Annotated in this window: 26 protein-coding genes; 19 read left to right on the top strand and 7 right to left on the bottom strand. The window is 51.6% G+C overall.

The annotated features are described in order from the left end of the window. Nucleotides 1-98: 98 nt before the first annotated feature. From LZ463_RS00130 to LZ463_RS00120, 3 genes are all read left to right on the top strand, one after another. Nucleotides 99-254, top strand: coding sequence for a hypothetical protein (locus tag LZ463_RS00130; protein ID WP_241452394.1), 156 nt, complete (start codon nt 99-101; stop codon nt 252-254). Nucleotides 255-539: 285 nt separating this feature from the next. Next, complete coding sequence (locus LZ463_RS00125; RefSeq protein WP_241452392.1) at nt 540-734, top strand: hypothetical protein; 195 nt, start codon at nt 540-542, stop codon at nt 732-734. Nucleotides 735-754: 20 nt separating this feature from the next. Further along, entirely contained in the window at nt 755-1,504 is a 750-nt protein-coding gene (locus LZ463_RS00120; protein WP_241452390.1) for a hypothetical protein, read from the top strand. A 152-nt stretch (nt 1,505-1,656) separates the two neighbouring features. Here LZ463_RS00120 and LZ463_RS00115 read toward each other — a convergent pair whose 3' ends face one another. Beyond that, complete coding sequence (locus LZ463_RS00115) at nt 1,657-5,493, bottom strand: response regulator (protein WP_241452388.1); 3,837 nt, start codon at nt 5,491-5,493, stop codon at nt 1,657-1,659. A 482-nt stretch (nt 5,494-5,975) separates the two neighbouring features. Beyond that, the gene (locus LZ463_RS00110; RefSeq protein ID WP_241452371.1) at nt 5,976-6,929 is read right to left on the bottom strand and encodes a VirK/YbjX family protein; all 954 of its coding nucleotides are present in this window, start codon (nt 6,927-6,929) and stop codon (nt 5,976-5,978) included. 412 nt (nt 6,930-7,341) lie between these two features. Here LZ463_RS00110 and LZ463_RS00105 point away from each other — a divergent pair, with 412 nt between their 5' ends. Beyond that, nucleotides 7,342-8,025, top strand: a complete 684-nt coding sequence (locus LZ463_RS00105) for a hypothetical protein (protein ID WP_241452349.1) — start codon at nt 7,342-7,344, stop codon at nt 8,023-8,025. A 100-nt stretch (nt 8,026-8,125) separates the two neighbouring features. On the opposite strand, the gene LZ463_RS00100 is transcribed toward LZ463_RS00105, so the two are convergent. Further along, complete coding sequence (locus tag LZ463_RS00100; protein WP_241452347.1) at nt 8,126-8,464, bottom strand: energy transducer TonB; 339 nt, start codon at nt 8,462-8,464, stop codon at nt 8,126-8,128. Nucleotides 8,465-9,364: 900 nt separating this feature from the next. Between LZ463_RS00100 and LZ463_RS00095 the strand changes: the two genes are divergently transcribed. Both LZ463_RS00095 and LZ463_RS00090 read left to right on the top strand, forming a co-directional pair. Continuing rightward, nucleotides 9,365-10,057, top strand: coding sequence for a DUF3334 family protein (locus LZ463_RS00095; RefSeq protein ID WP_241454255.1), 693 nt, complete (start codon nt 9,365-9,367; stop codon nt 10,055-10,057). A gap of 134 nt (nt 10,058-10,191) precedes the next feature. After that, nucleotides 10,192-10,668 (top strand): hypothetical protein, encoded by a 477-nt coding sequence (locus tag LZ463_RS00090; protein ID WP_241452345.1) that lies wholly within the window; start codon nt 10,192-10,194, stop codon nt 10,666-10,668. A 15-nt stretch (nt 10,669-10,683) separates the two neighbouring features. On the opposite strand, the gene LZ463_RS00085 is transcribed toward LZ463_RS00090, so the two are convergent. Beyond that, complete coding sequence (locus LZ463_RS00085; protein WP_241452342.1) at nt 10,684-10,923, bottom strand: hypothetical protein; 240 nt, start codon at nt 10,921-10,923, stop codon at nt 10,684-10,686. Nucleotides 10,924-11,244: 321 nt separating this feature from the next. On the opposite strand from LZ463_RS00085, the gene LZ463_RS00080 reads away from it, so the two are divergent. Next, complete coding sequence (locus LZ463_RS00080; RefSeq protein WP_241452340.1) at nt 11,245-11,709, top strand: GNAT family N-acetyltransferase; 465 nt, start codon at nt 11,245-11,247, stop codon at nt 11,707-11,709. Between the two features lie 83 nt (nt 11,710-11,792). Here LZ463_RS00080 and eutC read toward each other — a convergent pair whose 3' ends face one another. Together eutC and LZ463_RS00070 are read right to left on the bottom strand one after the other, a co-directional pair. Continuing rightward, entirely contained in the window at nt 11,793-12,614 is an 822-nt protein-coding gene (gene eutC / locus LZ463_RS00075) for an ethanolamine ammonia-lyase subunit EutC (RefSeq protein WP_241452324.1), read from the bottom strand. Nucleotides 12,615-12,660: 46 nt separating this feature from the next. Continuing rightward, the gene (locus tag LZ463_RS00070; protein ID WP_241452322.1) at nt 12,661-14,058 is read right to left on the bottom strand and encodes an ethanolamine ammonia-lyase subunit EutB; all 1,398 of its coding nucleotides are present in this window, start codon (nt 14,056-14,058) and stop codon (nt 12,661-12,663) included. A 295-nt stretch (nt 14,059-14,353) separates the two neighbouring features. Here LZ463_RS00070 and LZ463_RS00065 point away from each other — a divergent pair, with 295 nt between their 5' ends. The 3 genes from LZ463_RS00065 to LZ463_RS00055 all read left to right on the top strand — a co-directional run bounded on the left by LZ463_RS00065 (nt 14,354) and on the right by LZ463_RS00055 (nt 16,785). Then, a complete protein-coding gene (locus LZ463_RS00065; RefSeq protein WP_241452320.1) occupies nt 14,354-14,650 on the top strand; it encodes a hypothetical protein in 297 nt (98 codons plus the stop codon). Between the two features lie 68 nt (nt 14,651-14,718). Next, the gene (locus LZ463_RS00060) at nt 14,719-15,681 is read left to right on the top strand and encodes a zeta toxin family protein (RefSeq protein WP_241452317.1); all 963 of its coding nucleotides are present in this window, start codon (nt 14,719-14,721) and stop codon (nt 15,679-15,681) included. A 294-nt stretch (nt 15,682-15,975) separates the two neighbouring features. Beyond that, nucleotides 15,976-16,785 carry an ornithine carbamoyltransferase gene (locus tag LZ463_RS00055; RefSeq protein WP_241452315.1) on the top strand — a complete coding sequence of 270 codons (810 nt, stop codon included), beginning with the start codon at nt 15,976-15,978 and terminating at the stop codon, nt 16,783-16,785. 34 nt (nt 16,786-16,819) lie between these two features. Here LZ463_RS00055 and LZ463_RS00050 read toward each other — a convergent pair whose 3' ends face one another. After that, nucleotides 16,820-17,134 (bottom strand): hypothetical protein, encoded by a 315-nt coding sequence (locus LZ463_RS00050; protein ID WP_241452305.1) that lies wholly within the window; start codon nt 17,132-17,134, stop codon nt 16,820-16,822. A gap of 120 nt (nt 17,135-17,254) precedes the next feature. On the opposite strand from LZ463_RS00050, the gene LZ463_RS00045 reads away from it, so the two are divergent. From LZ463_RS00045 to LZ463_RS00005, 9 genes are all read left to right on the top strand, one after another. Then, entirely contained in the window at nt 17,255-17,434 is a 180-nt protein-coding gene (locus LZ463_RS00045; RefSeq protein WP_241452287.1) for a hypothetical protein, read from the top strand. A gap of 194 nt (nt 17,435-17,628) precedes the next feature. Then, nucleotides 17,629-19,155 carry a hypothetical protein gene (locus LZ463_RS00040; RefSeq protein ID WP_241452278.1) on the top strand — a complete coding sequence of 509 codons (1,527 nt, stop codon included), beginning with the start codon at nt 17,629-17,631 and terminating at the stop codon, nt 19,153-19,155. Nucleotides 19,156-19,512: 357 nt separating this feature from the next. Next, the gene (locus LZ463_RS00035; protein ID WP_241452276.1) at nt 19,513-21,309 is read left to right on the top strand and encodes a hypothetical protein; all 1,797 of its coding nucleotides are present in this window, start codon (nt 19,513-19,515) and stop codon (nt 21,307-21,309) included. A gap of 387 nt (nt 21,310-21,696) precedes the next feature. Then, complete coding sequence (locus tag LZ463_RS00030) at nt 21,697-22,332, top strand: GntR family transcriptional regulator (RefSeq protein WP_241452267.1); 636 nt, start codon at nt 21,697-21,699, stop codon at nt 22,330-22,332. Nucleotides 22,333-22,420: 88 nt separating this feature from the next. After that, nucleotides 22,421-22,954, top strand: a complete 534-nt coding sequence (locus LZ463_RS00025) for an isochorismatase family protein (RefSeq protein ID WP_241452258.1) — start codon at nt 22,421-22,423, stop codon at nt 22,952-22,954. Between the two features lie 9 nt (nt 22,955-22,963). Beyond that, a complete protein-coding gene (locus LZ463_RS00020) occupies nt 22,964-24,103 on the top strand; it encodes a trans-sulfuration enzyme family protein (RefSeq protein WP_241452242.1) in 1,140 nt (379 codons plus the stop codon). Between the two features lie 121 nt (nt 24,104-24,224). After that, nucleotides 24,225-24,524, top strand: a complete 300-nt coding sequence (locus tag LZ463_RS00015; RefSeq protein ID WP_241452226.1) for a hypothetical protein — start codon at nt 24,225-24,227, stop codon at nt 24,522-24,524. Between the two features lie 373 nt (nt 24,525-24,897). After that, on the top strand, nt 24,898-25,422 hold the full coding sequence (locus tag LZ463_RS00010; protein WP_241452224.1) for an EF-hand domain-containing protein: 525 nt from the start codon (nt 24,898-24,900) through the stop codon (nt 25,420-25,422). Nucleotides 25,423-25,532: 110 nt separating this feature from the next. Beyond that, complete coding sequence (locus LZ463_RS00005) at nt 25,533-26,081, top strand: GNAT family N-acetyltransferase (RefSeq protein ID WP_241452215.1); 549 nt, start codon at nt 25,533-25,535, stop codon at nt 26,079-26,081. Nucleotides 26,082-26,471: the final 390 nt, after the last annotated feature.

Below are 26,471 nucleotides of genomic sequence, written 5' to 3'. Positions count from 1 at the left end.
CTTTGACCCGCGATGTCCGTTTCAGTTCCGTCGCCAGAAAATAGCAACCAAGCGGGTAACTATTGCAAGCCGGGTCATTGCAGTACAAAAAAATTGTGATGGCCAATACCCAGCCCTATATCGTCGGTGCGCATCGGCGCTCGCCGCGCAGACTCGCAGGATCGAGCATGCCAGGCAAAACCGCATTGTGCAGTCATAGCGTGATCAAGTACGGCAGGAATAACAGGACAGCAACGACAGGTGGCCAGGTCTGATTGATCAGGATGGGTGATAGCAACCCCAGGTACACAACGATGACAAGCATCAGGCTGGTCAGGTATTTATACCATTTCAGAGCGAATCCTGGCCGGCCTGAGCCGGCTGTCTGTCAGTGGATGAACGGGTTGCATGTAAAGGAAAAAACATGGTACAAGCTCTCCGTAGAGCGATGGTGATCAAGTGTAAATGATGTATGTTTCGTGCCCTGAATGCTACTGCCAGGTAGTTGGACTTAATGAAGCAAGTAGTAAGACTTGATACCTTGTATAAAGAAGCCTGGTATGGCCGCCACGTTTTCATGCATGGTTTTTCCTGAAAAAGGACAGGCCTTGTACTGGGTTGGCCAGGGAGTGTTTTCAATTGTCTTGCATGGCATTATTGAAGATCGTCGCTGTGATGGTGGTTTTTCGTCAAAGCCTGTTGTGCTGTACGGTTGTCGATGGCAATCTGAAGCGCCATCTGTTTTCTTCAACTGATTTACCTGAAGGAGTGCGTTGTGGGAGTTGCTCAAGCCGGTATCATTTTTCGTCCACAACCAGCAATCACGAACTGGGAAGTATTGTTGGCACAGCTGTCTGGCAAGGCTGTCATGGAAATCAGCCAGTCTGCGTCTCCCAGGTTTGATACGCGCAACCCCGGTGATGTACTGGTTGAAAAATATCACGATGTCTGCGTTATCTCGAATAATGAGCTGGCCTGGGATTTTCTTGCGTATCAGGAAAAAGACGTTTCCATCCTCTATGAGCAATTGGGCAAACCAGAACTGTTCATCATTTTTTGTTGCTATGACGCGGGTGGCAGTTACGGCTATGCCTTTGTTGAAAATGGTCAACGAACCCGTACCCGTCTGCAGACCACCGGTGTCCCTCGTCTGCCTCCGCTGCTGGAGACCGGACCGCCAAAGGAATTTGAAATGCCCTGGTTACAGGCGGATCATTATTATGATGACGACGAAGAGGACTGTCCGGTCGAGCAGCGAATGAAGATTTTTTATGTTGGCGATAAAGACAACTGGGTATCAGAAGACGGCCTGACCGGGCGCTTGCTGCGCGAATCCATGGAGATAAATTTTGGTGTCTGTCCATGGACAAGTGCACAAACGCCTGAGTACCGCTATTTTCGCACAAGCGAAAAACTGAAAGAAACTATGGACGGGCAAACCAGGCCTGGTGGCGGCAGCAAGAAAGCGGAGGGTAATGATGGCGCTGGATTTTTCCAGAAACTGAAGACTTTGCTGAAGAGCTAAAAGATATTGCGCCTTGTCTGCCGCTTAAAATAGCATATGGACGGGGCAACGCGCTTGCACATATTCCGCCCATACGCCACTGAAAAAAGCCTGTGAGCATCTGGTAGGCTGTTTTCAGGCAGTGTGCTCGTTATAGCCTTGGTCAGCGAATATCATCCCACCACTTTTTCCTGGTCTTGCAACCAGGTCTTGACGCTTGTGATGGTCAGGGTCAGCTTGTTTTCTGCCATGGCGAATAAGGCTGGGATAAGGTCATGGTTCTTTTCCAGGATGGCGGTTTCCAGGGCCAGGGCGGCTTTGGCAAAGTCTTTGGCGCCAAGCGTGCCTATGCTGCCGCGCATGGTGTGCAGGGTGCGTGCAGCCTGCTGGTCGTCACCGTTTTGCCAGTGCTGACGGGCTTTGTCGAAATCATTGCGGGCATGGTTGACCATGTTCTGGATGACGCCAAACAGGGTTTTCATGACGGTGGGATTACCTTTTGCCAGGCCGATGATTTTAACCGGATCAAAGATGTCACTGGCGTTACTGACGCTACCGTCTTTGGTCTGGCCTGTTTCGCTGGTTGTCGGAGTTGCAGTGGTGTCGCCGTTACTGGTCGTTGCCGGTCTGTTGCCTTTGCTGCCTGTGTCGCCTTGATCACCTTTGCCATTTTTGGGCAGATAACATTCCAGCACGGACAACATCTGGTCTATGTCTATGGGTTTTGAGATCACGTCGTCCATGCCGGCTGACAGGCAGTGTTCGCGCTCTGCTGTCATGACACCGGCGGTCATGGCCAGGATGGGCAGGGTGAGGGCCAGTTCCTTGCGCAGGATTTCTGTTGCAGTCCAGCCATCCATGACGGGCATCTGTATGTCCATCAACACCAGGTCAAATTGTTCGGTCGAGGTTTTCAGCAGTTGCACAGCTTCGGCGCCATTGTTGGCGATGTCTACCCTGGCGCCGGTCTGTTCCAGCACCTTGGTGGCAACGACCTGGTTGAAATAATTATCTTCCACCAGCAAAAAACGCTTGCCGGCAAAGCGCTGTGACGCAGCGTTGTCTCCTACAGTGGGAGGGGCGTCGGCGTGGGCCTGGCGAGCTGTTTCTTGCAAGACATCGTACAGGCTGGAACCGGTGACCGGTTTCAGCAAGACTGCATCTGGCCCGGCCGGGTGGCCCTCTACTCCCAGTGCGCTACGGTCATAGGCGCTGCTCATCAGTATCAATGGGATGTCGCTGTCTTGCAGCAGGTTTTTCAACTCTTGTATGGTGGCAATGCCATCCTGTACCGGCATATGCCAGTCAACCAGGATGGCGCGGTAGTCAAGCGTATCTTTGCCCTGTTCGATGACCTGACGGCGTATCTTGGTGATGGCGTCGGGACCGGATTCGGCGGTATCGGCCTGCCAGCCCCAGGCTTGCACGGTTTTGGCAATGTAATTGCGGCTGGTGTGGTTGTCATCAACGACCAGTATTTTTTTATGCGAACGGTCGGTGAGGTGGTTCACGGCACTCTCCAGATCTGTATCGTTTTGCGCTGTGCCTGGCAAGGCGGGCAGGCTGTCAGCGGTTTCCGGTACGGGTTGCATGGGGATGCTGACGATAAATTCTGTACCTGCACCCGCCGTGCTGTTGACTTCAATATTGCCACCCATCAGGTCGACAAAGCGCTTGGAAATCGCCAAGCCCAGCCCGGTGCCGCCAAACCGGCGCGAAGTTGACGCATCAGCCTGCTGGAAGGCATTGAAGAGCCTGCCTTGTTGCTCCGTTGTCATGCCTATGCCGGTATCACGTATGATGAACTGTATCATTAAACCGGCCTCATTGCTGCTGGCTTGTTGCACCAGCAGTGATACTTCACCACGTTCGGTAAACTTGATGGCATTGCCAATGATATTGATCAATACCTGCTGCAGACGCAGGGCATCGCCTATCAGTTCCTTGGGGACACCGGCATCAACACCCATGGACAATTCCAGTTGCTTCTCGCCTACATTGACGGACATCATATTGGCCAGGGCGCTCAGTATGTCTTTTAACATGAAGCGAGTAGGTGACAACTCTATGCGGCCAGCCTCTATCTTGGATATGTCAAGGATGTCATTGAGTATGCCCAGCAGGGACTGGCCTGAGGAGCGTATCATTTCCAGGTAGTTGCGCTGGGTCGGGGTGAGGTCAGTCTTGCTCAGCAGATAGCTCATGCCCAGTACGGCATTCATGGGGGTACGGATCTCATGGCTCATGTTGGCCAAAAAGCCGGATTTGGTACGGCTGGCTGTTTCTGCCTGATCGCGGGCGGCGATCAGCGAGGCTTCCAACTGTTTCTGGCGGCTGATGTCGATGGCGATGCCAAGATAGCCGTCTATCTCATGGTCTTCATTATGGACGGCACTGATCACCAGGGTAACTGGCACTTGTTGCCCCTGTTTGGTTACATACGTCCATTGCTGGGCCTGGGGTTTGCCCATGCGCGCCTTGACGGCCAGAACTTCAAAATCCTGTATGTTGGTGCCAAGTTCGGCGCTCAGCAGGGCGCTGCGTGCCTCGATTTCTTCTGGCAGATGGATGATGAGCGGGGTCTGGCGGTTTTCCATTTCCAGGGCGCTGTAACCGAGCATGCGTTCGGCGCCGGGGCTGAAATAGCGGATGACGCCTTGCAGATCGGTTGATATGATGGCAAATTCGCCGGCAGCTTCAAAAATGCTCTTGAGCTTGGCCTGGGTACGCATTTCTTGTGCCTGTGACCGTTTCAGCGGGCTGATGTCTGTCACGAACGAATACATGCCATGCACCGTGCCATCGATATATTGTGGGATATAGGTAGCCAGCAGGTAATGGGTTTCGCCCTGCTGGTCTTGCATGACTCTTTCAAACAATTGTGGCCGGCCCTGCAGGGCGGCTTCTATATATGGCAGGTGGATCAGGAATACTTCTTCACCTATCACTTCGCGTACAGGTTTGTTCAGAGAGACCTTGCCATCAACGTGGAACCACTTGAAATAGGCATCGTTGGCAAAGCGCAGGACCATGTCTGTATCAACAAAGCAGATCAGTGCCGGCATGTGGTCTATCGTGGCTTGCAGATTGGTCTGGCTGCGGGCCAGGTCTTGTGCAACACGCAGGCGTTCGGCTTCTTTGACCCGGTTTTCATTCAGGCTGGCTGCCAGTAGCATCGGCGGGATGATAGTGATGATGATGGGCAGGTAAATGAACAGCGTTTGCCAGCTGCCAGCGACATTCAATGGCATGATGTCGGCCGGAGTCGCCAGCAATCCCAGGCAGGTCACCGCCAGCACCAGCAGCAATTGCGCTTCTTCATACACCAGTTTTTGTGTGGCAAAGGTCAGCGTCACCAGCACGTACAATAGCGGAAAGGGCAGGTAGGTCACTGCCAGGACGACAACTGCCAGGGTGGTAGTCGCAGCCGACAAAAAGCGCCGCCAGTTGATGCAGTCAGTCAAAAATCGCGGTTCTGGTCGCAGCCATAAGCGCATCAACGGGAATATCAGGGTTTGTCCAAGCGCAGTGTCGACATACCACTTGGTAAAAATCATGTTGAATTCGCCTAGCCCGTACCAGGACGCCAGGGCCGCGGCTAGGGTAGCGCTGCAGGCGCAAGGCAAGAAAAAGCCCAGCGTGATCAGCTTGAGCAACTGATTGCTTGATTGTTCAAACTGCCTGGCCAGTCCTGCCGTCTCTATGGTGTAGACGACCAGCAAGATTTCCAGCACATTGGCAAAACTATATAGGGCTGATGCCCCCAGGTCGTTACCCGACACCAGATTGGCAGTCACGCTTGCAATTGTGCAGACCCCCAGTATCTGCATGCGCAAGCTGGTAGTCTGCCCAGACATATACGCTACTGCCAGGGCGTTGGCAAACCAAAGGATGGCAATACTATCATCACTACGTGTCAACAGGATGCCCGCAACCGCCAGGACAAAATACAGCAGGCCAGCTTGTATTACTGTCTTGTTACTAGCGCCGCTGTCCTGCAAGGCTGTCATCAGGCTGGGTCTCCGTCTGTAATGCAATAGGTTGTGCTTGTGCAGAGCTGTCGCTCGGGGCAACTGTCTGAATGTATTGAAGTTTACACGATATTGCTGTCTAGAAAACAATAAAAACAGGACTTGATACTAAATTGTTAAAAATTGTGTAGCTTTGGCGCTGTGATGAAGTGGGTGTATGGTCGCGAGTCTGTCATTGCACTATTGCACAGATATTTACTGGCAGTCGAAGTTTGTGTCAGGTGGGGCTACAAGATGAATAAAGGGAGGGGAGCGCCAGCAGTATATTGTCGAGACTGCCACGTTTTTTGAATGCCGGGCATTGTTTGCCGAAATGAGGGGAAATTTGCGGACCGGCTTTCTGCCATGCGCAGGACTACGGCCAATTGGGCATTTCAGTCAGTAATCCCAGGCAGGTTGGTGAGTCCAAGGCTGACAATAGATGCTGAAGGTGCTGGTGATGCTGCTGAGTATGACCCTGTTTACATCACCGGCAGGCTGCGTGCAATGGACTCGCGCATGATACGGGTCAACTCATCACGGGCGCGGTATTCACTACGCTTGTTGGCAGGGCGTTCTGATAAGGGTTTTTCTTCAGCGGCTAGTGGTAGCAGGAAATTGCCGTTGCTGTGCTGACGACCACCTGCACTTTGCCACAGACTGTCATAATCGGCCCGTATGCACTTGCTGAAGCGGTAGCGCCATGACTGGTAGATGTGGTTCTTTTTGGCGATGCATTCTATGCTGGCACAATTGATTTCACGGGCAATGCAACGCAGAGCTTCGATCAGCAGCAGGCGTGGCTGTATGCCGTGCAGGCTCTTGGTGCAATTGCGTATCAGCTCGCGTGCATTGTGCTTGCAGGCCTGTATGCCGCCGACACGCATGACAATGCGGTGCTGGCTGCGATCGAACGAAAAACTCAGGCTTTGCAATAGACAGTTATCCAGGAACAGACCCAGGGTCAGGCCGCCTTCGCGTTTGAAATCACAGGCACGGAACAGGCAAAGACGAAATTCTTCCTGGTTTTTGCCCTGCAGGGTGGCAATGTCGAGTTCCGTGCCGTGTGCCAGTTGCTGGGCCAGGTTTTTACCAAACAGAGAGCCGGATAGCTGGAAATGGTTCTTCAGCAAATCCAGGCGGCTGCGCGTATCAATCTGGCGGTCAAAAAATGGTCTGTGTATGGCGTCGAGCAGGGCGATGTCGGTGTGTGCAGCTTTGCGCAAATAGGATTGATGCAGATAGTTGAACCAGGTCAGGCTGGCACGCGGACGGAGTCCGCTGCGCAGCAAAAACAGGCATTTGCTTTTGAGCTTGCTATTGTCGTCAGCCAGGCGCAAATGACACGCCCAGCGCAGGCTGGCCAGCCAGGTTCCTGGCAGCTCATGCTTTTTTGCGCTGTCCTCCTCCAGCAGTTTGCTGGCAGGCGACAACATTCGCCAAATCAATCGATTCACTGTGACACCATTTGTTTCGTATTGCAGATGATTGTAACTCAATGTATCTACATCAGGGGGGATTTTAATATATCAATTTTGTGCTAACTATGTCACCATTTTGTAAGAAGTTAAATGATAATGAATGTCAAATGAGGTATGGTGAAAGTTAATTATTTTGCAAATTTAAGAAAATTCTTCACTTAAAAACATCTAATTTTTATAAAAACACATCTTTATGTAACGCTAAGTATCAATAAGGAGAGGTGAACTTCGTGTTTTTACAGGTAGAGAAACAGGAATAAGCAGATGTGGCTTGTTACAATAGGCGACTAGACATCATGGGCAGAGTGGCGACTAAGGGTTTATGTCGGCAGACCAAAACAGTTATCAGGTGGGTGAGCAAGCAGGCATGCAACCAATCAGTGAGCTTGCTGATTTGTTTCAGCGGCTTGGCATACGCAGTGATGAACTGGAACTGATTCCTTTACGTCTTCCTGCAGGTGCCTGTGTAATGCTGGACGCTCACAGGCAGGCAGTTCGACTGGCATTGCAGATACTGGAGCAGCAGTGTGCTGACCATGTAGCGGCACTGAATCTGTTACCCCGTTATGCAGACGGGGCGGCTCTGCAATTTCAACCCTTTGTCCTGCGTGAGGATTTGCTGGCAACAGCTGTGACCATGTCGGCGCGGCAGTTTCTAGGTCCCGGTTGTGATCTTGAAAAGCGCAGATTACTGCTGGGTGGTGAGTCAAAAAATTTCCCCAGGGTGCCGTTCTGGTTTGGTGATCGCGAGATACCCAAGAACATCATCGATCCTTATTCATTACCTGATGACGATCCCAGTTTCACAAGCTTCTACCTGGATGCGCTTGATAAAATATCTGGCGGCAATGCCACCATCAATGCGAATTACTTTAGTTTGCTTGACCAGGTGTTTGGCGGCATGCAGGGGGAGCAGGATATTTATATCTGGAATCCGGACTGCTCATGTTATTTCGACCTGGATGATCCACATGCTGAGCGCCATCTGTGGACCTTTCATCACAGAGGGAGCGACCAGATAATCGTGATTGTCAAAGCGACGACTGACTGATGATGCAGCAGTGCGCCCAGATGCCCGACTCTTCATGTAAGCTGCTTGCAGGGCAAAGCATGCTGCGCCAGCAAAGGATATGTCGGCGCAGCACGGCGGTTTACTTCAATGTCCAGGTAAATGCCACGGTATTCCAGCCTGCCGTTGCGCCGTTCTGGAAGCGACATGCCTTCAGGGCACGAAGGGACTCTTTGTCTATCTTGCGAAAGCCGCTGGAGGTGACGAGTTTCGCATCGACGACCGCGCCTTGTTTGTCCAGCAGAAAATCGAATTTGACCTGGCCTTCTACTTCGTCGGTCAGGGTACGCGCATCGTAAGAAGGGGCTTCACATCCGGAATCTGTGAATGGATTGGTCGCTTCCTTGGCAAATGCAGGCAGGCCAACCAAGGCAAATGCGAAAACTGTCACTATTGCATAAAGACGGAAATGCGGGGACATAAAAACTCCTGAAAATAAGAAATGGATGAATTTGGTGCTGTGCTGCTTTTATTTCTGACCACAGCATCAAGTGGATGAAGCAACTATACGTTGCGATGCAGCATTGAAAAAAATCAATAATTCTTATAGGCGTTATTTCCAAAAAACATAACAGGATCAATGCATTCAGTTGGTGCGTTACAGGTGATGCTCTTCAGTAAAAAACTCTTCCTGCTTGTGCAAAATCGCTTGAATTGCCCACCAATGCTGCGTTTTGATTCTGGTTTGGTGCAAAAATTTTTGTGATGTGAATAAAATATTTTTCGCGTGTCTGTTGCACAAATCACTACCGGCATCGCTCATTTCCACGACATCTTGTGCGGTACATGGATGCCGCAGATGACGGACAACAGGACACGCCGTCTGCATATCACCTGGCACACCGCAACTGGCTCGTGATTGGTTGTGTTTTGGCAACTATGTCAATATCAACACCTTGCTCAGAGGTGACATTTCGCAAAGTCAGCTTGAAACATGTGGACGGGGGGGCGATGCTTCAGTATTCTTTCATTATTCCTATGGACAGCACGGTCTGTGCCATAGGGGGACATGCTGTTTCGTTTCTCAGATATGTCCGGCAGGTAAGCAAGGGATGGTGTTGCACCGCCTTGATCGTTAATGCGGTGCAGGATTTGTAAGCGAGTCTGGTCTTGGAGACTGATCTGGTTCATCAGGACCAGTACCGACAAAACCAGCTGATGCGGTATTGAGCAAGCTGGCCTTGAGTCGACTGGCATTTTCACTGCGACCTACCGGGCTACTATGGGAGCCGTCAGCTGCCTGTGGCAGTGAACGGAGATTACTTGCTGCCCCTGAGGGCGAGACGGAGTCATAATCATGCAAAATAATCAGGAGTCAACCATGGCTGCGGGAGAAGATGGAGTGGTATACGGTACCGAAGATTTATTAACCAGTTTGTGCAACTCGGTCATACGCGTATTGAATGTCGCGACGCAAAGCAAGGTGCATTACTCTGCCATGGTACAACGCATCACCAAGATAGGCCTGAAGCCGGACATTGGTTGCTTTGTGCTGTTTGATGGTGGTTTTTCTGGTTTGGTGGTGCTCAATTTTGACGGCGACACCGCGCTGGAAATTTATGAAAAATACATGCTGACCATGGGGATGCCCAAGTCTGAGCTGGCCACTTCGTTTACTTCGGATGAAGTCGCCAATATCCTTGGTGAGCTGATGAACCAGATCGTCGGTGATTTTACCGGCAAGGTACGTCGCGAACTGCAAACCAATATCACCCAGAATCAGCCCAAGATGCTGGTACTGACCAAGCAGGTCATGCTCAGTGTCGATACACCGCTGGACAGACCGGAATTGCGCCGTGTGTCCTTCTTTACAGAAAAGAACAATATCTTTTATCTGGAACTGGCGATAGATCGTACCGAGTTCATTAAACTCCATGATTTTGAAGCCCACGATGTGCCTGACCCCGATACGCTGCTGGACCAGCAACAGGCAAGCCAGGGACAGGGAGCATCTGCACCGGCCGCAATTGCTGAAGACGACAATTCAGAATTGCTCAAATCGCTGGGAATGTAAAAAGTTTAGCGGGGGAGGGCGGGAATTTTGGCCTGACCGCGGTAAACATTGCAACAAGCTGTAAAAGTCACGGGCCCGCATGATGTCAGCCCGGATTGCTCATTTACAATGACGCCTTCCTTGAAGGTGTCATCATGAAAGTCTATAAATATTTTTTCTTTGCCCTGTTCCTGTTGCCGCTGGTGATACGCGCACAAGAGACGAAAGAGCTGGTGCTCAATGCGCAGCAACTGGCCAAATACGGCAAATCCTACAAAGCTCCCGAAGTGATTCATTTGCGCAAGTTTCTTGATACCTATGTCAATGCGCGAGACAAGATAGAGCCAGGCGAAGAAAATGCGGCAAAGGTGCTTGATGGCATGAAACTGGACCCGGCAATCCTGAAAGCCAGATTCATCGTCTATCAGTATGCCAATATCATTGGTGGCGGCAAGGGTGTATCCATCGTCTCGCAAGAACATCCGGAGGTGATACTGGATTTCTGGGTCTACAAGACAGATGGACAAAACTGTGAAGTGCGTGACTTGCTGATACAGGACGACAATCGCAATATCGAACAATTCAAAACGGTCTACAGACAGTTTTTGAATAACAAGACGCTGGCGATGTGATACGCCAGAGACTGGTTAACCCTGTTCATTGATACGCTTGAGCCTTTGCCCATGTATCGCCCAGATGCAGTCATCGCCGTCAACGTTCCCGCAGATAGCCCAGCCAGTGCCGATTTTCTGCACGGTCGCGGCGCAATCCAGTTCTGCCCCCAGTTTTTTTGCCCAGTTCTCAGCGGCGCTTTTGCCCTTGAAGAGTTCTTTGCCTTCATAAATGACTGAAGTGTCAAAGACGGGGGCGGCAAATACAGTGTTCATGATTTTCCTCTTAATGCGGTCTGCCTTAAACTATAGCTGAAATTGGTATTGGCATGCCACAAATCCATTGTTTCGCTAACAGTATTGAGCAGCCTTTGCCCCTTCAGACTCATCTGGCTGGCCCTTCAATGCAGGGTTCAACGCATGATCCGGTTCATGGGGATAGCAGGCAGGCTCGCTGCATTTTTTTGTTCTGGCTCTGGACTGCCTTGAGTTCTGACTTCGCAGTCTGCACCAGCTCATTGAGTTTGAACTGGCCGACCATCTCCAATAGCTGATGTGCTAAAGTTGGGACAGTAATCACACCTTACGGAGATATCTATGCAAGCAGTCAGGCCAGCCATTCATATCCGCGTTGCAATTCTCGAAGACGCATTGGCATTGGCCGGATTGCTCGATGAGCTGGGGTTTCCGACATCTGTTGCTGAAGTTGTTGAGCGGTTGCAAGGCTTGATGCAAAAAGAGCTTATTCTCGTCGCCGTCAAGGATGGCGTAGTAGTTGGACTACTGACTATCCATATGATGCCGGTGCTACACCGCCCGGCACCAGTTGGCCGTCTGTCTGCACTGGTGGTTACAGCAAAAGAACGTGGTAGCGGCGTAGGTCGTATGCTTGTTGAAGCAGGCGAACAGGCTTTGCTGGCCAAAGGCTGCGGTCTGGTAGAACTCACCAGCAACAAAAAACTGCTTAATGCACATTTGTTTTATGAGCACCTCGGTTATGAGGTAACCAGTTTGCGTTTCAAGAAATCATTTGCTTGCGGGACAAGCAGCTTTCCTGTCTGATGCGACGCCAGGTATCGATCATATCAAGACGCAGATTGACCGTGCACAATCACAGCGTTGCTGTTCTGTGCTTTTCGGGCGACTCACCACGAACCAAGCAGGAAATTTGCTTGTGACATAGTCTGGATACCTGTTTCAACTGTCGTCTCATCTTTTAATTCCACTCCCGACAATTGACGCAGGCGGGCTTGTGTCAACAGGTAGTGCAGTTTGTCGGCGGCAGTCTCGTACGACAGGCCGTCAGCCCTGACATTGGAGATGCAGTTGCGGGCGGCGTCGGAGAGACCGACCCTGGGTGCCCAGGTCAGGTAGATGCCCATGCTGTCAGGGGAACTCAGGCCGGGGCGTTCACCGATCAGGATGACGGTACACCTGGCCTGTAATAATTCGCCGACTTCATCAGCAACAGCGACCCGACCCTGGCTGACGATGGTGAACGGGGCGATATGCCATTCGTCAAGTGGCAGGCGGCGCAGCATGGTTTCTAAAAAAGCTGCGGCGTTTTGCGCTATTGCCAGGGCGGACAAGCCATCGGCAATCACGAAGCCAAGGTCATACGGGACAGCAGGCGCGGGCAGGTCCAACAGTTGCTGGCGAGACGGGGTGTCAAGTTGGCGGCCCAGGTCAGGTCTTTGCAGGTAGTTGTGACGATTAGCGGCGGCGCTATGCAGTTTGAGGCATTGCAGGGCGTGTACTGTACCTGATTTGCGCAAGAGACCGGCCAGTGCCTCTACATCAAGCGCCAGATGGACGGCATCACGGGCGCGGGCGTGCGCGAGCTGGAAATCCAGTTGCGGTGTGGTGGGCAGGCTGTTGCCGACACGGCCCAGGGCAATGCGGGCGGCAGTGAACTGGCGCAGTGCTTGCCAGGGATTGGCGTGGACAGGGTGCTTGGATTTGCTCATGATGGATTCAGCTCCAGGTCCGCTTCATGTGGATTTCATGTCAATTTCATTTCAAGCGCAACAGGGCTTGCTCGAACAACGCAGGCAAATCCTGCTGCAGGCTGAACGGCGCGTCTGCGGCGAGGATATGCATGTGACGCAACCAGGCTTCAAATTCAGGGGCAGGCGCCAGTTGCAGGGCGCGACGCGCATACAGTACATCATGGAAGGATGTGCTCTGGTAATTGAGCATGATGTCGTCAGAACCTGGTACGCCCATGACAAAGCTACAGCCGGCTACGCCAAGCAAGGTCAGCAAGACATCGACATCGTTTTGGTCTGCCTCGGCATGATTGGTGTAGCAGACGTCGCAGCCCATGGGCAGGCCCAGGAGTTTGCCGCAAAAATGATCTTCGAGACCGGCGCGGATGATTTGCTTGCCGTCGTACAGGTATTCCGGTCCGATGAAGCCGACGACGGTGTTGACCAGCAGTGGCTGGAAGCGTCTTGCGACGGCATAGGCGCGGGCCTCACAGGTTTGCTGGTCCATGCCATGATGGGCAACTGCAGACAGGGCACTGCCCTGGCCGGTTTCAAAGTACATGACATTATTGCCGACAGTACCGCGCCCCAGCGACAGGGCTGCAGCCTGGGCGGTCGCCAGCAGGTCAAGATTGATGCCAAAGCTGCGGTTGGCAGCCTGAGTGCCGGCAATCGATTGAAAGACCAGGTCCACCGGCGCACCACGCTCAATGGCGGCAATGGTGTTGGTGACATGGGTCAGCACGCAAGACTGAGTGGGGATGTGGTAACGCGTAATGATTTCATCGAGCATGCCCAGCAGCCTGATGACTTGCGGCACATTGTCGGTAGCAGGGTTGATACCGATGACGGCGTCGCCGCAGCCATACAGCAAGCCGTCAAACAGGCTGGCGGCGATACCGGTGGCGTCGTCCGTCGGATGGTTCGGTTGCAGGCGGCTCGACAGACGTCCGGGCAAGCCTATAGTGTTGCGGAAGGCGCTGGTGACCTGGCACTTTTGTGCGACCAGTATCAAGTCCTGGTTGCGCATGATCTTGCTGACGGCGGCTGCCATCTCGGGCGTAATGCCCATGGCGATAGCGCTCAGGGTTGCTGTGTCGGCTTCGTCGCTGAGCAGCCAGTTGCGAAAATCGCCGACCGTCAGATGGCTGATGCGGACAAAGGCTGCAGCATCGTGACTGTCCACGATCAGGCGCGTGACTTCATCTTCTTCATATGGAACCAGCAGATCGTTGAGGAAAATTGTCAGCGGCAATTCGGCCAGACACATCTGCGCCACCACCCGTTCCTGCGCGTCACTCGCGGCCACACCGGCCAGGTAATCACCGGAACGGGCCGGCGTGGCTTTGGCCATCAAGTCCTTGAGATCGCGGAAGTGAAACGTTTTGCTGCCGATCTGATGCGTGTAGGCTGGTGTGTTCACGTTATATTCACATTGATGATGTCATGTGTGTGTCCCCGCTATTTGCCCGTTCCGGGCATTTCAACTGGTATTCAGTGTAGCCTGATGGCCACGGTTGACGCAAATCAGCTCGCAAACTGTCGTATCAATGCGTGAGTTGGCGCAAGAAACAGGTCATTGAGAGTACATTTAGAAAATATTGTGCAAATATAAAGTAAAATCACTGACCTGGCATGCATATCTGGCTATACAGGCAGCGATGCATGTATAAACAACATAAGCAACATGAGCAACAAAGCTGAATGGCGATATAAAAATGAACGATCTTGAACAAACAATGCGTTTCGAAGAAGCAACTCTCAAAGCGAAGGACATGATCGGTGCGTTGATCAGCTTGCGCTCGGAAATACTCAGTGCCGAGCGAAAAAAGAATGTACCGGATCTGGGTCTGATGGTCAGGGTAGAGGATGAATTGCTGGCGCTTTTTGCTGCACGCAAACGTGTGACACTGATGACGGTTGAAGAAGCTGAGCATGAAGTGGAAGTCCGCCGGGCACAGCTACAGCATGAAACTGCGGGGCAAGATGCTGACCTGAACCCAAGGGGGCAATAATGGCCAATGAAGGGAAATTGTCGCAGGATGAGCACGATCTGCTTTTCAAGCGATTCATTGAAAGAGACATGCTCAATACGACCAGCGCAGTAGGGCAAAGCGAGCAGCCTGTTGCCATTTTCCTGGGGGGGCAACCCGGGGCAGGGAAAAGTCAGTTATCCAACATGTCCATGCGGGAATTGGGCCCGGATAAAACAGTGACCATCGATATAGATGAGTTGCGTGATGTGCATCCCAGATACCGTGAATGGCAAACAAATCCGGCCACAGAAAAAAGCGCGGCAGACTTGACGCAACCAGACGCGGGCGCCTGGGGCCGTGAATTATTCGCATCGGCAATAGAAAACAGGCGCAATATCGTGTTTGACACGACGCTGGGCAATACCAAGGCGGCGCTGAATCAGATAACCAGCTTGCAGGATGCCGGGTATCGCGTGATAGTAAGGGCAGTGGCTGTGCAACCGGAAGTCAGTCACCTGGGTGTGCTCAAGCGATTTGAAGACGGCAAGGCAGAGGGTAACCCACGCTGGGTCCCGCCGCAGATCGAAAAACTGGCTTTTGACGGTTTGCCCAAGACCTTGCAGGCCATAGAGACTGCGCAGCTTAAAGAGTCTGTACACTTACAGGTTTTTGATCGTAGCAAGGCCAAGTTGTATGACAATTTTGAGATACCGGCAAATAATGCCGGCATGGCGTCATCTGTACCGTCTTTGAATCACGAGCGGCAACGCCCCTTGAACAGCAGTGAAGTACAAACCTATGCCAAAGACTGGGAAAAGCTCACCACTTCGATGGAGCGCCGGCATGCCCCCGAGACTGAATTGCAGGAGGTCAGGCAATTGGCGCAGCAGATGTGCGGGGCAGGCAAGGTGCTCGATGCAGGTGCTGATAACAAGACAGACGCCAGTACGGCTAAGCACGGCGCCACACTATTGAGCATGCCCGTCAGTCCGGCCAGTCGTTTGCTGGAGAGGTCACCAGAACCCTTGTCGGCGACAGTAGCTCAGGCTGCGGGGCAGAAACCGAGGTAATTTGCAGGCAAGGGATTTCGCGTTGCCAGGAGCGGTCATACAACTTGATGCGTTTTCTATTGGTCTTGATAGTATTGGTAATACACGTAAATTGCAGCGACATTTGAAACGGCACGGCGTTGCGCTCGAAAACGGGGCAGATGAAAAATCAACCTGGTCGGCAAGTCTTGTCATGCTTGACCAGGACGGTGGCGCCGTGTTGATTCACCAGCATCGCAGCAATCGTCGAGCATGTGGCAAGGTAGAATAGTACTCTTTGATTCATCCCCGGCTGCTGACACGGCCCCGTATTCTATGAAGCTCATACAAATCCCTGATCTCAAGGCAAACGATATCCATGCCATCTGGGCGCTGGCAAACCAGCCGGCCGCATCACTCAATGGCACTGTGGCGTGGTCATTTGAGGGTAATGGCATACGAACCCGCACAAGCTTCATTGCGGCTTTTCGCGAGCTCGGGCTGGCATTTACGGAGTTGCCCAATTTGTTGAAGACATCCGAACGTGCCTGCGATCTGGCAGCCTATCTTGACCCGTATTATCAATTGTATGTGGTGCGTGAATCGAATCACCAGCGTCTGCAGGAATTTGCCCTGGCATCCAGTCGTCCGGTGATCAACGCCATGTCAGGTGTTGGTCATCCCTGTGAAGTGTTGGCCGACGCCTGCTATATCAATGACCAGGTCGGTGATATCAGCAAACTCAGGATAGGTCTGTGGGGACCATTGACCAATGTCCTGCATTCATGGCATGAACTGGCAGAGGTGCTGGGTTTTTCCGTTCATCATTTTTGTCCGCAGGAATTTCATCGCCCCTCCGGGCAGGTACGCTACCACGCTTTGCCGGCAACAGAGCAGGTTGATGACATGGAGCTTGATGTACTCATCACCGACAGCTGGCCCGCCAGTTTTGAAGACAATGCCTGGTCATTGACACAAGAGCACATGGCCAGCCTGGGCCATCCATGGCTGCTGCCTACACCACCATTTTCTGTTGGCCGTGAAATAGGTTTTGACCCGGCTACTTGCAGCAGGTTCTTTGGTTATCACCAAAAGCAGATCTTGCTGCCAGTGCAGCGCGCCATCCTGACGTATATGGTGGCCTGACGAGGGCTGCGTCAATTTTTCGCAATACCTTGCTTCAATGCAGCCCTGCCGAAATTGCTTCAGTTGCATCCGCAATGCCTTCTTCAGGCGCCGCAAGAGAGCGTTCACCCGGTCCGCCAACCATAACGTCGATACAATAAATTTGCTGCCAACTCAACGTATCGATATCGTTGCGCCTTTTCCCCTCTCTGGCACACAGCCGTCTAGAAGGTACGCAATCAGCAGTTGAAATTTGTTTTAAAAAAATCAATTGATTAAATATAAATAATGGTGTATTTTGCATCATAACCTGTTCATCCCTGAGTTTGTCGTTGAGTCTCGCCACATATCCTATTGGTGAGATTTGCATCACAGTTTTAACGGAGCCTCCTACCCTCAGGTTCCAGCAATTGCTTCAAGAAAAGTTTCAAGAAAATTGAAATTAAACGTAGTCGTTCCCTATTTGACGCACGATTAAACTTGAGAAGCCATGTCCACTATTAGCTTACCCGGCGTTGTCCAAAGTGCAGCCGATGCTTCCCCTGGTATTGACCCGGATATCGTTATCACCGGCAGCGAGACGGTCTTCCTCAGTAGAGAGCAACTAAACGATCACCTGCCATTTCAGCATGACTGGTCGTCGAAAAAAATGGTGCTGACAAAGACCTGACCTGCGTCAATGCCGGGAGGGGGCGCCACGATGCTTGACTCTTTTCTGAATGATCAAAAACGGCAGTTGATCGATGGTTGGGAGCTGCACTGCACTGTCTCAGAGCGGCCTGGATATACGGCGTTGGTGTAAATGGATATGCAGGAGGTTGTCTTCTGTCAGCAGGTTTCTTTATCGCAAGGAAAGGAATGTTCATGAAAAAAATCATCCCGCAGCGCTGTCTCTCAATAAGCTCGGCCGCTGTCGTTGCAATGGCAATTACCGTCACAGGCGCCATTGCCGTGCTTCCTTCAATTGGCCTGGCCCAACAGAGCCAGACCCAAGGTAGCGCAAGCTGCAATGCCAGTCCCACATGGGTCAGCAACCCGTCCTTGCCAGTCGATGTACAGAATACCGATAACTGCAGTTTTCAACAGTATATGTGGCAGACCATGTTATATCTGGTGCAACCGGTAGCAACGGGCAGCAAGGTTCTGCAATTTGAAACCTTTATGCCTAGCTATGGCATTTTTGTTGATCCGGGCAAAACCCCGACTGCATGGGGAAAAGTTCCCAAACCGACTTATTGCAAAGGGCCATCCACCTTAAAGCAGAACTTAAAACAGAATTATGTCTTTTCCAATCTGACCTTGCAGGCGGGAGTAGGGCAACCATTGATCGACAAATCGCTGAATCGGGTATTTTACGGCGTGTCGGTCAATAAACCAGCTTATGACTTCATCACGGGTTGTGGCTTGTATCAGGCGCAGTGCAGTTTAAGCCTGGCGCCCGATCTGGTCGATCCGGCTGGTTACAAAGTGGTAGACATTCCGAATCTGTACCCGAATCTGGCGTTTCCTTCCGGATCAACGGAATTGAAAACCGCGTGGAAAATTTTGACGCCCGACGAACTGGCGAGCAAGACCTTTTATAGCACCAAAGGCTCGGTTAAGGCGCCCGATAAAAACTGTATGGAGAATGTAGATCTTGGACTGGTGGGCATGCACATCGTGAGCAAGACACCATCCCAGCCGGAGTTTATCTGGGGTACTTTTGAACACCGCAATAATGCGCCGTATTGTTCCAACACAGAGGCCAAACCACCTTTAGGTGGAAACTGGACTTTTTATAATCCCAACTGCACGGGCGGCAACTGTACTACCAATCATTATGCCGAAGGCAAAGCCACCCAGGTTTGCACCATGCACCCCTGGGGTGACCCGACTCTTGGCACCATGCCCAACAACCTGAATTGTGGTTCCACCCCGCCGCCTGGCTATATCTGTGACCCGGATACCCAAAAGTTCGTCATACAGCCAAGTACCGCCAATTTGCAGGCGCTGGATTTATCCATACAAAAAATGCTGGCCGCGTTGCCTGCGGGCGACGCCAATAAATTGTGGGCCAATTATTCACTGGTTGGCAATGTATGGACAGCAAGAGGGACATTGCCGCCCTCAATGCAGGCACAGGTCGGGTCGCTGTCGGGCGCAAACAATAGCATGGAAACCTATGTGCAAAATGGCGTCTCCAATATTCAAAATCCGTACAATTGCTTCAGTTGCCATAATCTGGATGGCAAGAGTCGGGGTCAGTCACTGAATGAGGCAGTGAAAGTTCAGTTACCGCCAGCCGGGCTTTCTCACATTTTCAATTTACTGAATCTGAAAACCAAAGGTTGCAACACGGGTGTACTGCCAAGCAACCCGATGTGCGCCGCCAACGGTGGCCCTAAAAGGTAAAAACCGAGTTCAAAAATAATGAGAGGAACTGGCATGAGTTATTTGACATACCCAAGATTGCATTTTAGCGGCGGCTTTCTGGCTGATCCGAGCACGGTGAATAATACTCCGGACAATTATACCGATGCGAACAATGAGATCGCAAAGTTACAGCTTTACTGGAATCCGAACGGCACCGGTATTTTTGATTTTCAAGGCTGCGTTGTCACCAAGGTCGTCTATGGTCCCGGCGACGAAACCACAGACCCTGCTGTTGATCCGGTGATTGGACAAGCAGTCAATGCCGTGTATGCGATGGCGGCACCGAAACTGGTTGACCTCGACCCGGATCAGCAAAATACCAGCGAAATATGGGGATTGAGCCTGCAAGTGGCTGGTGTTAGCGCCAACCCGGCGTCGATCAGCGATTTTGTCCGCGGTGACTATGTCGCTGGCTCGTATAACGCGGTGTGGGCCCAGGCAATCAATGGCCCGCGAAGCTCGGGCAGTGGTTGCGGGGTATATCAATCAAGCCTGACCAACTTAAGTTGGACGACTGCGGCAAAACCGCAATCTAAATTTCTCAGCCTGCTCCAGCAACAATCGCCGAAACAATTAAGCATCAATTTTGTGGTGAATGCGCATAATAATGCGCCAGTGATCTATTTATTCACTGCCGATACCCTGAAGGCATTAGAGAAAAAAGGCGTACCTGCAAGTATCACCGCAAAATTACTGCCCATGACTCAGTATTTCATGAACCTTGATAGTAAGGGCGCGCCCGCCAACCGGGGCTGGATTCCAACTGAATCGTATGTGAATAATCGGCTCACTATTTTATTGGGGCAGGCCGACGCCGATACCTATCGCAGCACTATCCTGGCGACGACGCTGATGCCGCCGCCGTCACCAGTGCCGCCGCCGAATATTAATACCAAGTTTCCAACTGGCCTGTTAACTGGAACGATAGGGCCACAGGCTACGGCGGTTCCGGTGTTTTACACGCCATCACGCATGATGGCGCCGATTGCGCTGCCCAATAGCAACACACAATGTAATTTTGCCCCGTTCTGCACGCAGGTGCTTAGCGATAGTAATGGTAGCAAGGAAGTATTGATCACCGTTAATCTGGGCAACTCGCTCGCCACCAATAAGCCCGGCTATAACGACCCAGCGCAGGGTTTCGGGGTTGCCTTGTATGCGTTGGGTGATCTGTTTTTGGTTTATTTTGATCAAAGTCAGGGGACGGGCATTAGTTTGAACAATGCGGTTACTATCGCCGCTTTGCCAAACGACCCGGCCCAGATGGCGGAATTGATGACAGTGAGCGGCGGCATATTGACTGTGAAAGTCAATCCTTCCTTACTGCCACCCGGTTTGACTTTGCAGCAGGCAGAACAGGGGGTGCTGACGATGCCCTTGGGCCTCGTGGGCAAAAATGCATTTTTCCAAATTATCTGGTTGGCAGAAAATATCCATGGCTATAATCTGCGGGCTGATCAGTTTGTCTTTAGAATGAACCCAGGCGTTAAATCGGGGCCAAACGGCGAAACAGCGCTGGTTCGCTTATATGCCACTAAATTTGGTCAGCCTGCGGCCAATATCAGCCTCCAGGCAACGCTGATGTCGCCGGAAGATTCTGTGAAGTACACAAGCAATACGATGGGTACTGGCGGCACCTCTGGAATAAAAAATATCGCCGTACCGCAAAATGCCCTGTCCTTCAGCCCTGCCTCATTGGTGACCGATGCGCAAGGCATGGCAGAATTGAAAATCGTTGGCACTGATCCTGGTTTTCCGCGCGCCAGTCAAAACGTCGATGGGCAAATTTACTTTGTGCGCTACAATTTTTCCGATCAAAATATCGCAAAAAGCTACACACAGCATCCGGACGATTTGATCAGTATCCTGCTGTTTAGCCAGCAGACCTTCCCCGATTGTCCAACCTGGGATAATTGCATCCAATTCATTCTGCCGCAATATGCCAAGCTGTATCCCATCATGGGGCGTTTCAAGCTGGATGACTATGCCAGCGTGGTCGAATATGCCGAGCCCATCAGGACCGTACTTGCAAAACCTATGGATGATGCCTTGCATATGCCGGTTGTTCGTGATTTGTCGATTCAGCGCACGCAAATTATCCTGGACTGGTTTGCCAACCATACGCCGAAATAAGGTATGGCCGATTGCTTTCAGACTGTTAACTTCTGGACTTGCACGAAATTGTCTCGGGCGGTTTTTGCAATGGCGATGCATGCATCGCAATGAGCACAGTGCGCTCCAAACCGTTATTCCCACCTGTTTTTAGCGGGAATCCATCGTTGGCCAACTGCGCTGACAGTGAGGCGGGAGAAGTTGATCAGGAATGTATGCCGTGCTTGCGCGGGTATGACAAATTGGAAATACGCTAAGCAGCAAGCTTTTGGGGTGGTTTTGTGTAAGTCCTGAACTTATCTGTTATCCAGGTGTTCCTGACCGCCAGGGCAGAAAATGTCCTGGTTGCAGATCTTTTTTTAATACAGTAGTATATTACACATTACATACTGCAAGAATGATAAAGACATGCCCATACCTCTGACTGTACAGGCCATGACACGTACATTGGCGCGTGACGAGGTCTATCACACAATCAAGCAATGGATCATCGGTCTGCAACTTGCTCCGGAAGAACTGCTACGTGACCATGACATCGCCGAGCGTCTGGGGGTATCACGCACACCCGTGCGTGAAGCCTTGCGGCGGCTGGAAGATGAAGGACTGGTGATCACCAGTTTTCACAAGTGGACCAAGGTTGCCGCCGCTGACATGGACGAGGCTGCGCAGCTTTACCCTGCCGTGGCAGCGCTGGAATCCATGGCCCTTGAGCTGGCAGCGGCACACTTGTCGGCAATAGATCTGGCGCAACTGGGCAAACTCAACAAGGCACTGGAACAGGCCATCAAACAACAGGATGCGGACCTGGCTGCGCGACTGGACCGGCAATTCCACGCCGTGATCGTAGAAAAGAGCGGCAATGCAGAAATCGAAAAATTACTGGCCGGCTTGCTGCCACGTTTGCAACGCATAGAACTCGCCCACTTTGGCAATCAACTGGTGGCGCGTCAATCTGTGACAGAACATGCTGCGATTATCCAGGCACTGAAGAAGGGTGATGTCGCTGGCGCGGCAGGGATCTTGAAAAAAAACTGGTTGTCGTAGCAGGCACCAAACACGCACCAAAACAATACGTCTTGACATGGCAAGGCTGTTGCCCTTTCAACATTAACTATTTTTGCTGGAGTTGTACATGACGAAGTCTGCCTTGTTGATCATCGATTTTCAGAACGCCATTTTTACCGCGCCCGTTGCTTACCAGGGTGATGCGGTACTGGAGCGAATTCGCCAACTGATAGGGAAGGCGCGTGCCAGCAGTATTGACGTGATTTATGTGCAGCATGAGCAAGCCGGCACTGCCTGGGCAGCAGGTGGAAAGACCTGGGAATTTCCTGCAGCGATTGCACCACAGCCGCAAGACTATGTCAGCAGCAAATCGGTATGCGACGCCTTCAGCAATACCGCACTGGAGAAGCATCTGGCAGAGCAAGGCATCACCAGGGTTGTCATCTGCGGTTACGCCACCGAGTTTTGCATAGACACCAATGTCAGGCGTTGCGTCAGTCTGGGTTTGCAGACCGTTGTGGTGCAGGATGCCCACACCACACGTAACCGGCCGGTGCTGGAAGCGCCGCAGATCATTGCCCACCATAATTGGGTGTGGAGTGAGTTTGCCAGCCCTGGCACAGCATTGCAGTTATGTGCTGCTGACGACGTTCAATTCTAGAAAGCTGCCATGTCCAGCCAAGTCACCCAACTCGTCCAGCCTGCGCAGGATGTGCCTGAAGGTTTTGCATCCTTGTCGCAGGGCGTGTTCCATGCATCGACAATACTTTATCCCGATGTTGCCAGCTTTTTGAATCGTGGCATCGAGCATGCTTATAGCTACGGACAAAACGGCACGCCAACCCAGCATGCCCTTGCCATCAAACTGGCGGAGCTTGAAGGTGGTGGCGAGACCGTGCTGGTGCCTTCCGGCCTGGCAGCTATCGTACTGGTCAATAGTAGCGTCCTGTCTGCTGGTGACCAGGTGTTATTGCCGCGCGCAGTCTATGGCCCCAGCCTGGAGGTGATGCGTGTACTGTTTGGCAAGTGGGGTGTGCAGTACGCCCTGTATGACAGTGCTGCGGATTTGTCAGCGATGATACAGCCGCACACCCGTCTGGTCTGGACAGAAAGCCCGGCTTCGAATTTGCTGGAGATGCAGGATGTACCGGCCATCGTACAGGTGGCCCGGCAACATGGTGTGATGGTGGCGATGGACAATACCTGGGCAACACCGTTGGGTTTTAAACCACTCGATGCAGGTGTTGATTTTTCCGTGCAGGCACTGACCAAATATGTAGGCGGCCACTCGGACCTGTTGATGGGATCGGTAACGGTGCGCAATGCTGAGTTGATACATAGCCTGCGTCAAACCTGTGAATTGCTGGGCTACTATGTGTCGCCCGATGAATGTTTTCTTGCCCTGCGCGGTTTGCCGACCATGGCGCTGCGCCTGGAGCGTCAATTCGCATCGGCCTTGCGGATTGCTGCTTTGTTACAAAACCATGCGGCGATAGCACAGCTCAACTACCCACCGCTGCCAGGTGCTGTCGGTCATGATTTGTGGCGGCGTGATTACCGGCTTGGTTGCGGCTTATTGTCTTTCAGCTTCAGGCAGGCCGGGTTGACGGTGGTGGAAGAGTTTGTCGGCCGCCTGAAACTGTTCAGGCTGGGCAATAGCTGGGGTGGTGTACATAGCCTGGTTGCCGTATCCCCCATGCCTGACCACATGACAACATTGGCCGATCCTGCATGGCTGGTCAGACTGCATGTCGGTATAGAGAATGCCGATGAGCTGTTCAATGATGTACAGCAAGCCTTGCCGACATGATCAGGACTATTTTTTGGTCATCAATAAAATATTGCCCGCGCTGATACTTCCCGCAAGGCAAGAATCGGCTTAGAATAACTTTGTTCCTCAATTAATCGCAGTCGATTTCAACAATAGTCCCATGCTTGAAGCAGATCAAACAGTCATGCGGCAAGAACAGATCGTTGCACAGGCAAAGGCGCTTGTGAGCGAGTTGCTGGCATTGCGTTCTGCCTGGATACATGATGAAGACATCAAGCCGCGTCCGAACGGACAGCGCCTGTCCATGCTTATCGAAGAGCAAAACCTGCTCAAAGCACAGTCGCGGCAATTCCATTGTATGACTGAGGCTGAGCTCAGTGCACTGGTTGCTGATTTTCGCACGCAACTGGTGAAAGAAAAAGAAGAGCGCTCCTTGTTTCTGAAGTCAGTTCACCGTTAAGGCGGGCGCGACTTTACAGCATCACTTGTAAAAGTCTCCTTCGTTGGAGGTTGCAAGTTGCTTATCATAACAATACTTCTAACGATACTTCTAACAATACTTCACTTCCACGATTTATCACCAATACCGGGTTCGTTTCATCTGTATTGCCCAATGAACTGGGCGACATTCTCCTGGTCGCACTGACATCTTGTCAATGACCATGTGGCAACAAGAATCTTCATTGCCAATGCCCCTACATTGCGATACGCAACTTTACGCGGATTTACATTTCTGTTCATTCAGATTTTTACCTCATGACCGATACTCAAGACATGTGAAGCATGTTCAATTTATCGGTATCTACATCGATATTCATCTACAAGGAGCTACTATGTCAGTCAATGGAATCGGTGGAGCAGGCGGGGCCAGGGCATTTGATCCTTCGGCCTTTTCCGCCAGAATAGTTAAAAAATTTGACAGCAATGGTGATGGCAGCCTGGACAAGGATGAATTTGTCAAAGGACTGACAGCCAAAGGCATATCGGCAGAAGATGCCGCCAAGAAGTTTGATGAAATCGATACCCAGAAAACCGGCAAGATCACCCAGGCTGACATAGAAGCTGACATTAAATCCCACAAAGGGGATCGGCCACACGGCGGTAAACCACCAGAAGGCGCACCACCAGCCGGTGGTCCCGGAGGGGCAGGTAATGCAGGTGGAGCCAGTGGTGCGTCAAGCACCAAGACGTATGACGCCAAAGACCTCAACAAGGATGGTACGGTATCTGCAGCAGAGGAACTGGTCTATGAGATCACGCAGGCGGTCCAGAGTGCCAAAGCCACGACGAGCAGCAGTACAGTCAGTGCAACCTCATCCTCGCAGAAGCTCGGCAATAACGTGGATGTGCAGGCGTAGTACGTGTTCGCTGGCTGGGCCTTTTCCCTGATGCCATAAACCCGGGCAAGGCATGACTGCCGATAGGGGTGGTTCTGCTATCATTGCCTGGGTTATCCGGGGGACAGGTAATGACAAATTCAACGACAAAGACAAGCTTCATTCAGGTCGATGTGCTGCACCACAGGGAGGCGTTGATACGCATCAACATTGAATACATGAACTGGGTGATGGGCGGCATACAGGAAACCTTTTCCGTCGATGTCGAGGATTTGCTGGGAATGCCACTGGCTGATTATGTGCCCGCTGCCCTTGACAAAATCTGTGGCGAAGGTCCGCCACAAGGTGTGTACTACCTGATAGAAGTTGACGGCCAGCTGGCGGGCATGGGCGGCTTGCGTCGCCTTCGCGCTGACACTGCTGAAATCAAACGTCTGTATATCTTGCCAGATTTTCGGGGCCTGCAATTGGGGAACAGTTTGTTGCAACAATTACTGGCTGATGCCCGCAAGTTTGGTTACCAACAGGTTTTTCTTGATACGGCACCTTTTATGAAGGCTGCACATCACCTGTATGAAGCAGCTGGCTTCACCGATTGTCCTGCCTATGCAGAAACGGAAGTGCCCGTCGCCTTGCAGCCAGACTGGCGCTTCATGAGCCTGGTTCTTAATACTCATTAATTCCTGGGCCGGGATTCTAAAACCACAGACAAAATAATATGTGAGTGATATGTTTGCCAGCATGGCAAGTTGTCTGACTGATTACAATTAGTCAGATATTGGCAACAACAAATGCAGGCAGAAATGGGAATCCGTTCCAGTATTGCTGATTAGTAATATTGGAATGGATTCCCATTCCTGTATTGCCCTTGCACCGGCATTGTGCAGGCTGGTGCAAAGACTTGTTTCATCAATGGATAACAAATGTAAAATTTGTTTGACCTCTCAGTATATTAGCGATTTTTGTCATGAATTTACATTTAGTTCAATGCTACTATCGCCTGATATGTAATATGTAAGTACCTGTAAGAAAAATTGATTTATCCATAATATTCATTCTGTTTTGGGAAG

It is taken from the genome of Undibacterium paludis (assembly GCF_022568815.1).
GTDB lineage: Bacteria > Pseudomonadota > Gammaproteobacteria > Burkholderiales > Burkholderiaceae_D > Undibacterium.
The sequence above is the reverse complement of the archived record's forward strand: the minus strand, read 5'-3'. Positions and strand labels throughout refer to the sequence as shown.

Coding starts and splice junctions, on each gene's coding strand:
- LZ463_RS00130 (WP_241452394.1), top strand. CDS start 99: ATGGCCAATACCCAGCCCTATATCGTCGGTGCGCATCGGCGCTCGCCG.
- LZ463_RS00125 (WP_241452392.1), top strand. CDS start 540: ATGGCCGCCACGTTTTCATGCATGGTTTTTCCTGAAAAAGGACAGGCC.
- LZ463_RS00115 (WP_241452388.1), bottom strand. CDS start 5,493: ATGACAGCCTTGCAGGACAGCGGCGCTAGTAACAAGACAGTAATACAA.
- LZ463_RS00110 (WP_241452371.1), bottom strand. CDS start 6,929: ATGTTGTCGCCTGCCAGCAAACTGCTGGAGGAGGACAGCGCAAAAAAG.
- LZ463_RS00105 (WP_241452349.1), top strand. CDS start 7,342: ATGCAACCAATCAGTGAGCTTGCTGATTTGTTTCAGCGGCTTGGCATA.
- LZ463_RS00100 (WP_241452347.1), bottom strand. CDS start 8,464: ATGTCCCCGCATTTCCGTCTTTATGCAATAGTGACAGTTTTCGCATTT.
- LZ463_RS00095 (WP_241454255.1), top strand. CDS start 9,365: ATGGCTGCGGGAGAAGATGGAGTGGTATACGGTACCGAAGATTTATTA.
- LZ463_RS00090 (WP_241452345.1), top strand. CDS start 10,192: ATGAAAGTCTATAAATATTTTTTCTTTGCCCTGTTCCTGTTGCCGCTG.
- LZ463_RS00085 (WP_241452342.1), bottom strand. CDS start 10,923: ATGAACACTGTATTTGCCGCCCCCGTCTTTGACACTTCAGTCATTTAT.
- LZ463_RS00080 (WP_241452340.1), top strand. CDS start 11,245: ATGCAAGCAGTCAGGCCAGCCATTCATATCCGCGTTGCAATTCTCGAA.
- eutC (WP_241452324.1), bottom strand. CDS start 12,614: ATGAGCAAATCCAAGCACCCTGTCCACGCCAATCCCTGGCAAGCACTG.
- LZ463_RS00065 (WP_241452320.1), top strand. CDS start 14,354: ATGAACGATCTTGAACAAACAATGCGTTTCGAAGAAGCAACTCTCAAA.
- LZ463_RS00060 (WP_241452317.1), top strand. CDS start 14,719: ATGCTCAATACGACCAGCGCAGTAGGGCAAAGCGAGCAGCCTGTTGCC.
- LZ463_RS00055 (WP_241452315.1), top strand. CDS start 15,976: ATGAAGCTCATACAAATCCCTGATCTCAAGGCAAACGATATCCATGCC.
- LZ463_RS00050 (WP_241452305.1), bottom strand. CDS start 17,134: ATGCAAATCTCACCAATAGGATATGTGGCGAGACTCAACGACAAACTC.
- LZ463_RS00045 (WP_241452287.1), top strand. CDS start 17,255: ATGTCCACTATTAGCTTACCCGGCGTTGTCCAAAGTGCAGCCGATGCT.
- LZ463_RS00040 (WP_241452278.1), top strand. CDS start 17,629: ATGAAAAAAATCATCCCGCAGCGCTGTCTCTCAATAAGCTCGGCCGCT.
- LZ463_RS00030 (WP_241452267.1), top strand. CDS start 21,697: ATGCCCATACCTCTGACTGTACAGGCCATGACACGTACATTGGCGCGT.
- LZ463_RS00025 (WP_241452258.1), top strand. CDS start 22,421: ATGACGAAGTCTGCCTTGTTGATCATCGATTTTCAGAACGCCATTTTT.
- LZ463_RS00020 (WP_241452242.1), top strand. CDS start 22,964: ATGTCCAGCCAAGTCACCCAACTCGTCCAGCCTGCGCAGGATGTGCCT.
- LZ463_RS00015 (WP_241452226.1), top strand. CDS start 24,225: ATGCTTGAAGCAGATCAAACAGTCATGCGGCAAGAACAGATCGTTGCA.
- LZ463_RS00010 (WP_241452224.1), top strand. CDS start 24,898: ATGTCAGTCAATGGAATCGGTGGAGCAGGCGGGGCCAGGGCATTTGAT.
- LZ463_RS00005 (WP_241452215.1), top strand. CDS start 25,533: ATGACAAATTCAACGACAAAGACAAGCTTCATTCAGGTCGATGTGCTG.